Origin of the sequence: Streptomyces sp. NPDC012637 (assembly GCF_042954805.1) — a bacterium.
In the GTDB taxonomy this organism is placed as follows: Bacteria; Actinomycetota; Actinomycetes; order Streptomycetales; family Streptomycetaceae; genus Streptomyces.
In genome coordinates this window covers 1,632,742-1,645,313 of sequence record NZ_JBIBDS010000001.1, presented here as the reverse complement: position 1 = coordinate 1,645,313, position 12,572 = coordinate 1,632,742, and the positions used below count along the sequence as shown (strand labels likewise).

The 12,572-nt window shown below is 72.2% G+C and carries 12 protein-coding genes; 10 read left to right on the top strand and 2 right to left on the bottom strand.

Annotated elements, in window-relative coordinates; translation table 11 throughout:
• Nucleotides 1-86: 86 nt before the first annotated feature.
• The 10 genes from ACFY8W_RS07355 (at nucleotide 87) to ACFY8W_RS07310 (ending at nucleotide 10,910) form a co-directional block, all read left to right on the top strand.
• The gene (locus tag ACFY8W_RS07355) at nucleotides 87-1,106 is read left to right on the top strand and encodes a substrate-binding domain-containing protein (protein ID WP_391101310.1); all 1,020 of its coding nucleotides are present in this window, start codon (nucleotides 87-89) and stop codon (nucleotides 1,104-1,106) included.
• Nucleotides 1,103-2,158, top strand: a complete 1,056-nt coding sequence (locus ACFY8W_RS07350) for an ABC transporter permease (protein ID WP_391101308.1) — start codon at nucleotides 1,103-1,105, stop codon at nucleotides 2,156-2,158. The genes ACFY8W_RS07355 and ACFY8W_RS07350 overlap by 4 nt, the downstream gene beginning before the upstream one ends.
• Nucleotides 2,155-2,961: an ATP-binding cassette domain-containing protein gene (locus tag ACFY8W_RS07345; RefSeq protein ID WP_391101305.1), complete on the top strand. Its 807-nt coding sequence runs from the start codon at nucleotides 2,155-2,157 to the stop codon at nucleotides 2,959-2,961. The genes ACFY8W_RS07350 and ACFY8W_RS07345 overlap by 4 nt, the downstream gene beginning before the upstream one ends.
• Nucleotides 2,962-2,997: 36 nt before the next feature.
• Nucleotides 2,998-4,173, top strand: coding sequence for an ROK family glucokinase (locus tag ACFY8W_RS07340; RefSeq protein WP_391101303.1), 1,176 nt, complete (start codon nucleotides 2,998-3,000; stop codon nucleotides 4,171-4,173).
• Entirely contained in the window at nucleotides 4,170-4,769 is a 600-nt protein-coding gene (locus tag ACFY8W_RS07335; protein WP_391101300.1) for a hypothetical protein, read from the top strand. Before ACFY8W_RS07340 ends, ACFY8W_RS07335 begins: the two co-directional genes overlap by 4 nt.
• A gap of 83 nt (nucleotides 4,770-4,852) precedes the next feature.
• Nucleotides 4,853-6,127 (top strand): MFS transporter, encoded by a 1,275-nt coding sequence (locus ACFY8W_RS07330; protein ID WP_391101298.1) that lies wholly within the window; start codon nucleotides 4,853-4,855, stop codon nucleotides 6,125-6,127.
• Nucleotides 6,128-6,347: 220 nt separating this feature from the next.
• Complete coding sequence (locus tag ACFY8W_RS07325) at nucleotides 6,348-7,565, top strand: globin domain-containing protein (RefSeq protein WP_391101296.1); 1,218 nt, start codon at nucleotides 6,348-6,350, stop codon at nucleotides 7,563-7,565.
• 92 nt (nucleotides 7,566-7,657) lie between these two features.
• Nucleotides 7,658-8,371 (top strand): pyridoxamine 5'-phosphate oxidase family protein, encoded by a 714-nt coding sequence (locus tag ACFY8W_RS07320; protein WP_391101775.1) that lies wholly within the window; start codon nucleotides 7,658-7,660, stop codon nucleotides 8,369-8,371.
• 149 nt (nucleotides 8,372-8,520) lie between these two features.
• Entirely contained in the window at nucleotides 8,521-9,081 is a 561-nt protein-coding gene (locus tag ACFY8W_RS07315; protein ID WP_391101294.1) for a hypothetical protein, read from the top strand.
• 122 nt (nucleotides 9,082-9,203) lie between these two features.
• The gene (locus tag ACFY8W_RS07310; RefSeq protein WP_391101292.1) at nucleotides 9,204-10,910 is read left to right on the top strand and encodes a long-chain-fatty-acid--CoA ligase; all 1,707 of its coding nucleotides are present in this window, start codon (nucleotides 9,204-9,206) and stop codon (nucleotides 10,908-10,910) included.
• Nucleotides 10,911-10,996: 86 nt separating this feature from the next.
• Here ACFY8W_RS07310 and ACFY8W_RS07305 read toward each other — a convergent pair whose 3' ends face one another.
• Nucleotides 10,997-11,452: a hypothetical protein gene (locus tag ACFY8W_RS07305; protein WP_391101290.1), complete on the bottom strand. Its 456-nt coding sequence runs from the start codon at nucleotides 11,450-11,452 to the stop codon at nucleotides 10,997-10,999.
• The gene (locus tag ACFY8W_RS07300) at nucleotides 11,449-12,528 is read right to left on the bottom strand and encodes an NAD(P)-binding domain-containing protein (protein ID WP_391101287.1); all 1,080 of its coding nucleotides are present in this window, start codon (nucleotides 12,526-12,528) and stop codon (nucleotides 11,449-11,451) included. The genes ACFY8W_RS07305 and ACFY8W_RS07300 overlap by 4 nt, the downstream gene beginning before the upstream one ends.
• Nucleotides 12,529-12,572 lie beyond the last annotated feature (44 nt).

The following is a 12,572-nucleotide window of genomic DNA, read 5'->3' as shown; positions in this document are numbered from 1 at the left end:
GGTCCCGGGCCCCGCCGAAGATCGGTGCCACCCCCATGACCGATACTGCAATGCACGCAGAAGGACACAAAGGAGGGCACGGCCTCGTGACCAGGGTTCGCACAGGAGGGGTACGCGCGGCGGTCGGCGCCGTGCTCGCGGTGGCGCTGACCGCCGCGCTCGCCGGATGCAGCAGCACCGGCGGCAAGCGCGCGGAGGACGCCCGCAAGGCGGCCGCGGCCCAGGGCCGGGCGGCCGTCGACACCCCCCGCTGGACCTTCGCCATGATCACCCACTCGGGCGACGGCGACACCTTCTGGGACATCGTCCAGAACGGCGCCAAGCAGGCCGCCGTCAAGGACAACGTCAACTTCCTCTACGCCCACAGCGACGAGGCACAGCAGCAGGCCCAGCTCATCGACTCGTACGTGGCGAAGAAGGTCGACGGCATCATCGTCACCCTCGCCAAGCCCGACGCGATGAGGACGGCGGTCGAGAAGGCCGTGAAGGCCGGCATCCCGGTGATCACGGTGAACTCCGGCGCCGAGCAGTCCAAGGCCTTCGGCGCGCTCACCCACATCGGCCAGGACGAGACCGTCGCCGGCGAGGCCGTCGGCGAGGAGCTCGACAAGCGCGGCCGCAAGAAGGCCCTGTGCGTCCTGCACGAGCAGGGCAACGTCGGCCACGAGCAGCGCTGCGCCGGCGCGAGGAAGACCTTCGGCGGCGAGCTGCAGAACCTCTACGTCGACGGCACCAACATGCCCGACGTGCAGGCCTCCATCCTCGCCAAGCTCCAGTCGGACCCGTCCGTCGACGCCGTGGTGACGCTCGGGGCGCCCTTCGCCGACGCCGCCGCCCAGGCGAAGAAGAGCGCCGGGAGCAAGGCCGAGGTCGACACCTTCGACCTCAACGCCAAGGTGGCCTCCGGCCTGGAGTCCGGCACCCTCGGCTTCGCGGTCGACCAGCAGCCGTACCTCCAGGGCTACGAGGCCGTCGACCTGCTCTGGCTGTACAAGTACAACGCCGACGTCCTCGGCGGCGGCAAGCCGGTCCTCACCGGCCCGCAGATCATCACCAAGGACCAGGCCGCGGCACTGAAGGGCTACACGGAGCGGGGTACGCGATGAGCGCCGCCTCCCCGCCCTCGGACGGCCTCGACCACGTCGACGAACGGCTGCTGCGCACCTCCCCGCTGAAGAAGCTCCTCGCCCGGCCCGAGCTGGGCTCGGTCGTCGGCGCCGTCGCCGTCTTCGTCTTCTTCTCGGCCGTCGCCGACAGCTTCCTGCGCGCCTCCAGCCTCGGCACGGTGCTCTACGCGGCCTCCACCATCGGGATCATGGCCGTGCCGGTCGCGCTCCTGATGATCGGCGGCGAGTTCGACCTGTCGGCCGGCGTGCTCGTCACCACCTCGGCGCTGGTCTCGTCGATGTTCAGCTACCAGATGACCGCGAACGTGTGGGTCGGCGTCGGCGTCTCGCTGCTCGTGACCCTCGCCGTCGGCGCGTTCAACGGCTTCATGCTGACCCGCACCAAGCTGCCGAGCTTCATCATCACGCTCGGCACGTTCCTCATGCTGACCGGCCTGAACCTCGGCTTCACCAAGCTGATCAGCGGCACCGTCTCCACCAAGTCGATCGCCGACATGGAGGGCTTCCCCTCGGCCCGCAAGCTCTTCGCCTCGACCTGGACGGTCGGCGGCGTCGAGCTCAAGGTGACCATCCTCTGGTGGTTCGGCCTGGTCGCCCTCGCCACCTGGATCCTGCTGCGCACCCGCTTCGGCAACTGGATCTTCGCCGTCGGCGGCGGCGCCGACGCCGCCCGCGCGGTCGGCGTGCCGGTCCACAAGACCAAGATCGGCCTCTACATGGGCGTGGCCTTCTGCGCCTGGATCTCCGGGCAGCACCTGCTCTTCTCGTTCGACGTCGTCCAGTCCGGCGAGGGCGTCGGCAACGAGCTGATCTACATCATCGCGGCCGTCATCGGCGGCTGCCTGATCACCGGCGGCTACGGCTCCGCCATCGGCTCCGCGGTCGGCGCGTTCATCTTCGGCATGACCGGCAAGGGCATCGTGTACGCCGAGTGGAACCCGGACTGGTTCAAGTTCTTCCTCGGCGCGATGCTGCTGCTCGCCACGCTCCTGAACGCCTGGATCCGCAAGCGCGTGGAGGCCACCAAGTGACCACGGAAGCCAAGCCCCTCGTCGAGCTCGACGACGTCAGCAAGTACTACGGCAACATCCGCGCCCTCGAAGGAGTCTCCCTCGAGGTCGACGCGGGCCGGATCACCTGCGTCCTCGGCGACAACGGCGCCGGCAAGTCCACCCTCATCAAGATCGTCGCCGGGCTGCACCGGCACGACGCCGGAACCTTCCGGATCGAGGGCGACGAGGTCACCTTCGCCAACCCGCGCGAAGCCCTGGACCGCGGCATCGCCACCGTCTACCAGGACCTCGCCGTCGTCCCGCTGATGCCCGTCTGGCGCAACTTCTTCCTCGGCTCCGAGCCCACCCGCGGCAAGGGCCCCTTCAGGCGCCTCGACGTCGAGCTCATGCGCGAGACCACCCGTACGGCGCTGCTGCGCATGGGCATCGACCTGCGCGACGTCGACCAGCCCATCGGCACCCTCTCCGGCGGCGAGCGGCAGTGCGTGGCCATCGCCCGGGCCGTCCACTTCGGCGCCAAGGTCCTCGTCCTCGACGAGCCGACCGCCGCGCTCGGCGTCAAGCAGTCGGGGGTCGTCCTGAAGTACGTGGCGGCCGCACGTGACCAGGGCCTCGGCGTGGTCCTCATCACCCACAACCCGCACCACGCCTACCTCGTCGGAGATCGTTTCGTGCTGCTCAAGCGCGGTGTCATGGCGGGCAGCCACACTAAGAACTCCATCACCCTCGACGAGTTGACCCGCCAGATGGCCGGCGGCAGCGAGCTGGAGGACCTCCGCCACGAACTGGAGAGGCCGACCGGCCCGTCGTCCGCTTCGTGACGCGCCCCTCACACCCCACCTGGCAGAATCGAGCCGATGAGTACCTACCGTGACCTGACCCAGCGCGCTTCCGCCCGCGGCACGGTCCTGCGGACCGTCGGCCCCCGGGAGCGGCGCTCGCACCTGACCGCGCCCCGGGTGCCGACCGTCGGCATCGACATCGGCGGTACGAAGGTGATGGCCGGTGTCGTCGACGCGGACGGGAACATCCTGGAGAAGGTCCGCACCGAGACGCCCGACAAGTCCAAGAGCCCCAAGGTCGTCGAGGACACCATCGTCGAGCTGGTCCTGGACCTGTCCGACCGCCACGACGTGCACGCCGTCGGCATCGGCGCGGCCGGCTGGGTCGACGCCGACCGGGCCCGGGTGCTCTTCGCCCCCCACCTCGCCTGGCGCAACGAGCCGCTGCGCGACGCCCTCCAGGACCGGCTCGCCGTCCCCGTCATGGTGGACAACGACGCCAACACCGCCGCCTGGGCCGAGTGGCGCTTCGGCGCCGGGCGCGGCGAGGACCACCTCGTCATGATCACCCTCGGCACCGGCATCGGCGGCGCCATCCTGGAGGACGGCCAGGTCAAGCGCGGCAAGTACGGGGTCGCCGGCGAGTTCGGCCACATGCAGGTCGTCCCCGGCGGCCACCGCTGCCCCTGCGGCAACCGCGGCTGCTGGGAGCAGTACAGCTCCGGCAACGCGCTGGTCCGCGAGGCCCGCGAGCTGGCCGCCGCCGACTCCCCGGTGGCGTACAACATCATCGAGCGGGTCAAGGGCAACGTCCCCGACATCACCGGCCCGCTCATCACCGAGCTGGCCCGCGAGGGCGACGCCATGTGCGTCGAGCTCCTGGAGGACATCGGCCAGTGGCTCGGCGTCGGCATCGCCAACCTGGCCGCCGCCCTCGACCCCTCCTGCTTCGTCATCGGCGGCGGCGTCTCCGCCGCCGACGACCTGCTCATCGGCCCCGCGAGGGACGCCTTCCGCCGCCACCTCACCGGCCGTGGCTACCGCCCCGAGGCCCGGATCGCCCGCGCCCAGCTCGGCCCCGAGGCCGGCATGGTCGGCGCCGCCGACCTCGCCCGGCTCGTCGCCCGCCGCTTCCGCCGGGCCAACCGCCGCCGGGTCGAGCGCTACGAGCGGTACGGGCGCTACGCGCAGGTGCTGCGCGGCACCGCGGCCGACCGGGCCCCCCGCGCCACCCAGGACCCGCAGTCATGACCGTGCCCCACCCGACCCTGCCGCCCGAACACTCCGCGTTCCCGCCCGAGCGGCCGCCCGGCCGGCTCCCCGAGGACCGCGGGCACATGCTGCGCCGCCGGGTGCTCACCCTGCTCACCATCGTGCTGCTCATCGGCGTTCCGGCCGGCTATCTGATGATCTCCGCCGGCCAGAGCCGCGACAGCGGGCGCGACAAGGAACGCGAGTCCTCGGTCGTCGGGCTCCAGGACAACCGGCCCTCCCAGATGAAGCGCCGGGTCTTCGAGGTCCCGGTCCCGTCCGACGCCTGGAACGTCGCCTACTACGAGACCAGCAACTGGAAGACCAGCCGGCTGTACGTGCAGTTCACGACCACCGCGGGCGGTCTCGACACCTTCCTCCACGACAGCGGCGCCGGCCGGAACGCGCTGCAGCCCGGCGAGGTGACCGTCGGCGAGCGCGACGCCGACATCGTCGGCTGGAACTTCACCCCGGACCGCGGCTGGTCCGGCACCACGGTGAAGCGCGAGCGGCCCCGGCCCACGAGCGACATCACGGTCGACCTGACGGACCCGGCCTTCCCGCGCGTGTACGTGGTCTCCACGACGTCTCCCTGAGCCGGGCCCGAGGCCCCTCACAGCGGCCTTCGAGCGCTCCCGCGTACAAGGTGCCTGGAGCGACTCCAGGAGGACCCGCACCCATGAACGCGACGCACGCCTTCCGCTCGCTCGCCGTGCGCAACTTCCGGCTCTTCGTCGCCGGCCAGATCGTCTCCGTGGCCGGCACCTGGATGACGGTCGTCGCCCAGGACTGGCTGGTGCTGTCCCTGACGGACGACTCCGCCACCGCCCTGGGCACGGTCACCGCCCTCCAGTTCACGCCGATGCTGCTGCTCACGCTGTACGGCGGGCGGCTCGCCGACCGCCACGACAAACGGCGGCTGCTCGTCGGCTGCAACCTCGCCTCCGCCTTGTGCGCCCTCGCGCTGCTCGTCCTGGTCGTCCGTGGCGCGGTCACCGTGTGGCAGATCGGTCTGCTCGCGTTCTGCCTCGGCGTCGTCAACTCCGTCGAGGTGCCCACGCGCATGTCGTTCGTCGGCGAGATGGTGGGCCCCGAGCTGCTGCCCAACGCCTCGGCGCTGAGCGGCGCGTACTTCAGCCTCGCCCGGGTCCTCGGCCCGGCCCTCGCCGGACTCCTGATCGCCGGCTGGGGCACCGGGCCGGTGATCGCCCTCAACGCCGCCAGCTATCTGGCGACCGTCGCCGCGCTGCGCGCGATGCGCCCCGGCGAACTGCTGCGGGCCGTTCCGCCCGCCGGGCGGGGCCGGATCCGCGACGGGCTGCGGCACGCCAGGGACCGCCCGGACGTGCTCCACTGCCTGGTCCTGGTCGGGCTGCTCGGCGTCGTCGGGTTCAACTTCCAGCTCACCGTGCCGCTCCTCGCCAAGACCGTGTTCCACGCCGACGCCACCTCCTTCGGGCTGCTGTCCACCGCCTTCGCCGGCGGCGCGCTGCTCGGCGCCCTCGCCGGTACGGCCCGCCGGGAGCGCCCGTCCGCCCGGACCGTCACGACGGCGGCCCTCGGCCTCGGCGTGCTGGAGGCCGCGACCGGGCGGGCGCCGAGCCATGCGGCCGCCGCGGTGCTGCTCGCGCTCACCGGCTTCGCCGCGATCGGCTTCGCCCAGGCCGCCAACCACCGCGTGCAGCTCGGCTGCGACCCGGGCTTCCGGGGCCGCGTCCTGGCCCTCTACACGGTGATCCTGCAGGGCTCCACCCCGCTCGGCGCGCTGCTCGTCGGCGTGCTCGCCCGGGAGCTCGGAGTCCGGGGCGTGCTGTTCGGGGGCGGCGTCTGCTGCGTGGTCGCCGCGCTCGCCGTACACGCCGTGGGACACGTCCGCGGAACCGGATCCCGTCCGGCGGTCTCGCTTGTGAAGCTTCCGCGTGGGTTCGGCCAAGGAGATCGTGCGCGCTCGTGAGTCTTTGACGGGGATTCCCGGTGGTCCACCGTGCGGGCGGGCCGGACGCCACTTGTCGAACTCTTTGGTAACCCGCTCTGACCTGCCAGAACACGGCGAGAAGGAGTGTCGGCGGCCCGCGCTGGTGTTCGCATCGGACGGGTATGGTCTGCCCGGTTCACTCACCCGAGTGACTTCGCACGACAAGACCGACCGAGGACGTTCGAGGCGAGGCACACCGATGGATGGTCCGACCAGCACGTCGGCCGGGGGCGGTGGCGGGGGAGGCTGGTTCGGGCATGGCCCGGCGGGGCCGGACGCCGCCGTCGAGGACACCTCCGACGCCGGGCTCCTGCGCCGCACGATGGCCGAGCTCGAGCCGGTCGCCGACAAGGCGATCTCGTACTTCTACGCCCTGCTGTTCCTCCGCCACCCCGAGGTGCGGGAGCTCTTCCCCGCGGCGATGGACACCCAGCGCGACCGGCTCTTCAAAGCGCTGCTCGCGGCCGCGACCCACGCGGACGACCCCGCGGTCCTGACCGCCTACCTGACCCGGCTGGGCTGCGGACACCGCAAGTACGGCACGCTGCCCGAGCACTACCCCGCCGTCGGCGAGGCGCTCATCGGCGCACTGGCCCGGTACGCGCCGGGCACCTGGGGTCCGCGGACGGAGGCGGCGTGGGTGGGCGCGTACACCACCGTCTCCCAGATCATGATCGACGCGGCGGCCGCGGACGGGCTGCGCGCCCCCGCCTGGTGGCACGCGGAGGTGGTCGCGCACGAGCGGCGGACACCGGACGTCGCGGTCGTCACGGTCAGGCCCGACCAGCCGTACCCCTTCCTCGCCGGCCAGTACACCGCCCTCGAGACGCCCTGGTGGCCGAGGATCTGGCGGCACTACTCCTTCGCCTCCGCGCCCCGCTCGGACGGACTGCTGTCCTTCCACGTGAAGGCCGTGCCGGCCGGCTGGGTGTCGAACGCGCTCGTCCACCGGGCCCGTCCCGGCGACGTGCTCCGTCTCGGCCCGCCCACCGGCTCCATGACCGTGGACCACAACCGGGACAGCGCCCTGCTGTGCCTCGGCGGCGGCACCGGCATCGCCCCCATCAAGGCCCTCGTCGAGGACGTGGCCCGGCACGGCCGCCGACGGACCGTCGACGTGTTCTACGGAGCCCGCCGGGACCACGACCTGTACGACATCGACACCATGCTGCGCCTCCAGCAGTCGCACCCGTGGCTCTCCGTCCATCCCGTCGTCGACGACGACGCGGCCGGGCTGCCCACCGGCGGACTGCCGCAGGCCGTGCGCACCTCGGGCCCGTGGGACGCGCACGACGCGTACCTGTCCGGTCCGCCCGGTCTGATCCGGCGCGGGGTCGACGCCCTCGTCGGCATCGGCATCCCGGCGCAGCGCATACGACACGACTCCCTCGAAGAACTGGCCGGGGCAGGGAATTGAGCACCTTCGAACACACCGGGCACCGGTACGACCACCTGCCCGTACGCACCACCCGCCCGGGCAGCGACGGCGAACACCTCGTCCAGCGGCGCATGGGCAGCACCGAGCGCGCCGACCGGTTCTACGCCGACCAGGTCCTCGACCGGCTCAACGCCCGGATGCGGGAGTTCGTGGGGGAGCAGGAGATGTTCTTCCTGGCCACGGCCGACCGGCACGGCGAGTGCGACAACACGTTCCGCGCCGGGCCGGCGGGCTTCCTCCACGTCCTCGACGACGCGACGCTCGCCTACCCCGAGTACCGCGGCAACGGCGTGCACGCGAGCCTGGGCAACATCGAGGAGAACCCGCACGTCGGCATCCTCATGGTGGACTTCCTGCGGCACCGGATCGGTCTGCACGTCAACGGGCGGGCGCGGGTCGTGGCCGACGAGGAGATGCGCCGCTCCCGGCACGGCCTCGGCACCGATCCCGTGCCCGGCCGCCGTTCCCTGGTGTGGGTGGAGATCACCGTCGAGGAGGCGTACGTCCACTGCGCCAAGCACATCCCCCACCTCCAGAAGGTGACGGCGGGCGGCGCCGGACGTCCGTGGGGCACGGACGACGCCAGGCGCAAGGGCGGCGACTTCTTCGGCGCCGCCGCCGAGGCGCCGCTGCGCGGCCCCTTCCTGCCGACGCCGCGCGCGGACGCGGCGACCTGGCGGGCGGAGGCCGCACGGATGCTGGCGGAGGCCGAACGGCACGGCCGCGGCACGGACGCGAAGTCCCCGGCCTTCAGCGGCTGGTTCAGCCGGACGCCGACCGGCTGAGGCACCCGGGCGGATGCCGCGGCGAAACGGAACCCCGTCAATCGGCCGAACGGCTCGACGGAAGCGCTTCCGGTGGGCAAAACTGTCCCCAACTGGCCGAAGAGCAGGCCCAGTTGGACAACATCTGCCGATTTACGGGGGGATTTGGGATGGCAAGAACCGGCTACAGATGGGCTGCGCGCGTCGCGGGCGCGGTGGCGGGAGCGGTACTGGTCGCGGGCGGCACTGCGGGCGTCTCGTTCGCCGCGGACACCACCGGCACGGGCGTCCGCGCCGAGACCGCCTGGCTTCCCACGGTCGAGATCAACAACAACTTCGCGGTGGTCGCCACCACGCACCCGGACACCGTGGGCTGCAACGGCTACAAGGTGACCGGCTCGGGCACCTCCCTCGGCAAGCCGCTCAGCAACGGCGGCACCTGGTCCCAGGTCGAGACGGCCTGCAAGGCCACCATCCCCGGCAAGTGGGACATCAAGGGGACGGGGACCATCACGGAGCCCAACGGCGACAAGCTCACCATCAGCTACAGCCTCACGGCGCCGGTCACCTCGGACACCATGGTGTACCCGACGGGTACGTTCACGATCACCGGAAGCACCGGCAACTACGCGTTCGCGCGAGGCAGCGGCCAGATGAGCGCCACTGTCAACATGCTGGACCACGACCACGTCAGCAGCAGGCTGGTGGGCGACATCGAGTACCTGGGCTGATTCCGCGCCCTGTTCGGACAGTGGCGGGTGACGGCATGCTGCCGTCACCCGCCGTCGAAGCCGGCTCCGCCATCGGGGCCGGCTTCTTCCTTCTTCCCACGCACCTCCAAGGGAGCCGCACCATGAAGAGCACGATGCAGGACCGCGAGCTGCTCGTCCGCGACATCCTCACGCACGGGCAACGCGTCCACGCGGCCAGCCGGGTGGTGCGATGTGCCGACGGGCCGACCGCCCGCTCCTTACAGACCTTCGCCGACGTCGCCGGCCAGGCCGAACAACTGGCCGCCGCACTCTCCCGGTTGGGAGTACTGCCGGGTGAACGCGTCGCCACGCTCGCCTGGAACACGCCCGAGCACCTGGTGGCCTACCTCGCCGTACCGAGCATGGGCGCGGTGCTCCACACCCTCAACCTGCGCCTCCACCAGGACCAGTTGGGCTACATCGTCGAGCACGCCGAGGACGCCTTCCTCCTGGTCGACGCGACCCTCCTGCACATGCTGGCCCCGATACGCGACCGGCTGGGCAGCGTACGCCACCTGGTCGTCATCGGCGACGCGCCCGACCAGAACCCCGACGCGGACCCGGTCGCGCACCTGGACCTGCCCGCGGACATCGCCGTCCACCGCTGGGACGAGCTGCTCGCGGCCGAGCGGCCCGGCTACGTCTGGCCCGACCTGGACGAGCGGGAAGCGGCGGCGCTCTGCTACACCACCGGCACCACCGGCAACCCCAAGGGCGTGGCCTACAGCCACCGTTCGATCATCCTGCACACGCTCGGCGTCTCGGCCAGCGCCGGCTTCGCGATGCACGACGGCGACCGCGTCCTGCCGATCGTGCCGATGTTCCACGCCAACGCCTGGGGCTGGCCGTACGCCGCATGGCTGGCGGGCTCCGACCTGATCATGAACGGGCGGCTGCTCCACACCGAGGACCTGACCCGCGTCATCAACGAGGAGCGGCCCACCGCGGTGGCCGCGATCTGCACGATCTGGAACAGTCTCGTGCACCACGGCGAGCGGCACCCGCTCGACCTGAGCAGCGTACGGCTCGCGGGCTGCGGCGGCGCTACCCCGCCGCGCGCCCTGCTCCAGCAGCTCAAGGACCGCTACGGCGTCCGCCTGAAGCAGGGCTGGGGCCTGACCGAGACCAGCCCCCTGGCCACCTTCGCGGTCCCGCCGCACGGCACACCGGACGAGGACGAGGTCGACTGGCTGGCCAAGAGCGGCCGGTTGATGCCCTTCGTCGAGGCACGGCTGATCGCCGAGGACGGCAGCGAGCAGCCCTGGGACGGGACCTCCGTGGGCGAACTGGAGCTGCGCGGGCCGTGGGTCACCGGCTCGTACTTCAACACCGAGGACTCTTCGGAGAAGTTCCACGACGGCTGGCTGCGCACCGGCGACCTGGGGGTGATCGAGCCGGGCGGCTGGGTGGTGGTCAGCGACCGGCTCAAGGACGGCATCAAGAGCGGCGGCGAGTGGATCTCCACCATCGAGCTGGAGAACGCCATCATCGAGCACCCCGCGGTCCTCGAGGTGACCGTGGTCGGCGTGCCCGACCCGCGCTGGGAGGAACGCCCGCTGGCCTGCGTGTCGTTGGTGCCCGGAGCCGAGGTCGACGGCGACGGGCTACGGGAGTTCCTGACCGGCCGGGTGGCCCGCTGGTGGGTGCCGGAACGCTGGTCGTTCGTGGACGCGGTGCCCAAGACCAGCGTCGGCAAGTACGACAAGCGGGCGGTGCGCACGCTGTACGCGGACGGCGCGCTCGACGTCTGGCTCCCCAGCGGGGCCGCAGCGCAGGGGCCGACGAAGGCCGGACCGACCCAGGGCTGAGCGGCGCCCGGGCGCCCCCGCATCACGCGGAGGCGCCCCGGAGCACCCGGATCACCGGGCTCCCGGGGCGCCTCCGCCCTGGTCTCTCAGGCCGCCGTCAGCCGGGCCGCCTCGGCCAGCAGCTCGCGCTGCTCGTCCGGGCCGAGGCCCAGCTCCCGTACCATCCGCAGCGTCAGCACCAGCCGCGCCTGGATCGTCGTGCGCGGGTCCGGGCGCTCGCCGGGCGGCGTCGCCTCCCCGCGCAGTCCGGCGGCGATCAGCTCGGCGAGGAAGGCCGGGTCGAAGTCCTCCGCGCCGGCCTCCAGCGAACCGAGGAAGTCCGCGACGTAGCCGCCGATCTCCTCCGGCGAAGCGCCCTGCGGGAAGCGGCGACGGGCCACGATGCCGAAACCGGCGCCGACCGCCCGCCCGAAGAGCGGGTCCGACGGGTCGAGCGCGCCGCCCTTCTGCGCGAAGCCGATGAAGTCGAACGCCAGCAGCGCGCCCAGGACGTCGAGTTCGGCGGAGACGGCGTTGCCGGTGGAGGTGGTGGTGTCGGTCATGACGGCTCGCCTTCTGCCGTGGGGGATGCGGTCGTGGTGCCCTGGGCGGCGACGATCGCCGCCGCGACGTGTTCGGCGTCCCGGCCGACGAAGCCGATCAGCGCCGAGCCGCGCGTACGCATCCGGTACAGGCCCAGGTAGTAGCTGCCGGGCACCGCGCCGACGCCCTCGGTCTGCCGGGGCTGCCCGTCCTCGTCGAGCATCTCCGGGTCGAGCCAGCTCCAGTCGGTGCGGTAGCCGGTCGCCCAGACCACCGCGGACGGCTTGACGCGCTCGCCGTCCGCGACCAGCAGCTCGGCGCCCTCGGCGCCGGTGATCCGGCCCACCGTCCGCAGCTCGCCCGCCGCGAGGAGCTCGGGCACCCGGTCGCCGACGACCGGGTCCGGCGCCTGCATGTTCACCGGCAGGCTCATGACGCCGAGGACGCTCATCCACCAGAACATGTCCCGGCCGACGACGGTCTGCGGCAGCGGTGGCGAGGCGGCCTCGCTGCAACTGAGCACCACGTCATGGGTCTTGGCCAGCTCCACGGCTATCTGCCGGCCGGAGTTGCCGTCGCCGACCACGACCACGGTGCCCGGCGGCACCTGGCCGGGGCCGCGGTAGTCGCTGGTGTGCACCGTGTGTACCTCCGGGCTCAGCCCGGAGGCGAACTCCGGGAGCCGGGGGACGCCGAACGCGCCGGTCGCGATCACGACCTGACCGGCCCGGCACTCGCCGTGCGCGGTGGTCAGGACGTAGCCGTCGCCGTCCCTGCGCAGCGACAGCACCCGGTGGCCGGTCAGCACCGGCAGGTCGAAGCGCGCGGCGTAGTCGCGCAGATACGCCACGACCTCGTCCTTGCCGGGGTAGTGCGCGCCCTCGCCCGGGAAGGGCAGGCCCGGCAGTCCGGAGAACTGGGCGGACGTGAACAGCTTCAGCGAGTCCCAGCGCCGCTCCCAGCTCTCGCCCACCTCGCCGCCCGCGTCGAGCAGCACGCACCGCACGCCGGCCCGCCGCAGGTGGTAGCCGACGGCGAGCCCGGACTGGCCCGCTCCGACGACGGCGACCGGCACCTCGGCCGGCAGCGCGCTCATCGGCCCGCTCCGGCGCTGTTCCGGCCGGTCTGATCAATTCGCAT

Excerpts from the sequence above, each read along its gene's own strand:
- ACFY8W_RS07310 (WP_391101292.1), top strand. The coding sequence starts at position 9,204 with ATGAAGAGCACGATGCAGGACCGCGAGCTGCTCGTCCGCGACATCCTC.
- ACFY8W_RS07350 (WP_391101308.1), top strand. The coding sequence starts at position 1,103 with ATGAGCGCCGCCTCCCCGCCCTCGGACGGCCTCGACCACGTCGACGAA.
- ACFY8W_RS07335 (WP_391101300.1), top strand. The coding sequence starts at position 4,170 with ATGACCGTGCCCCACCCGACCCTGCCGCCCGAACACTCCGCGTTCCCG.
- ACFY8W_RS07330 (WP_391101298.1), top strand. The coding sequence starts at position 4,853 with ATGAACGCGACGCACGCCTTCCGCTCGCTCGCCGTGCGCAACTTCCGG.
- ACFY8W_RS07325 (WP_391101296.1), top strand. The coding sequence starts at position 6,348 with ATGGATGGTCCGACCAGCACGTCGGCCGGGGGCGGTGGCGGGGGAGGC.
- ACFY8W_RS07340 (WP_391101303.1), top strand. The coding sequence starts at position 2,998 with ATGAGTACCTACCGTGACCTGACCCAGCGCGCTTCCGCCCGCGGCACG.
- ACFY8W_RS07305 (WP_391101290.1), bottom strand. The coding sequence starts at position 11,452 with ATGACCGACACCACCACCTCCACCGGCAACGCCGTCTCCGCCGAACTC.
- ACFY8W_RS07315 (WP_391101294.1), top strand. The coding sequence starts at position 8,521 with ATGGCAAGAACCGGCTACAGATGGGCTGCGCGCGTCGCGGGCGCGGTG.
- ACFY8W_RS07320 (WP_391101775.1), top strand. The coding sequence starts at position 7,658 with ATGGGCAGCACCGAGCGCGCCGACCGGTTCTACGCCGACCAGGTCCTC.
- ACFY8W_RS07300 (WP_391101287.1), bottom strand. The coding sequence starts at position 12,528 with ATGAGCGCGCTGCCGGCCGAGGTGCCGGTCGCCGTCGTCGGAGCGGGC.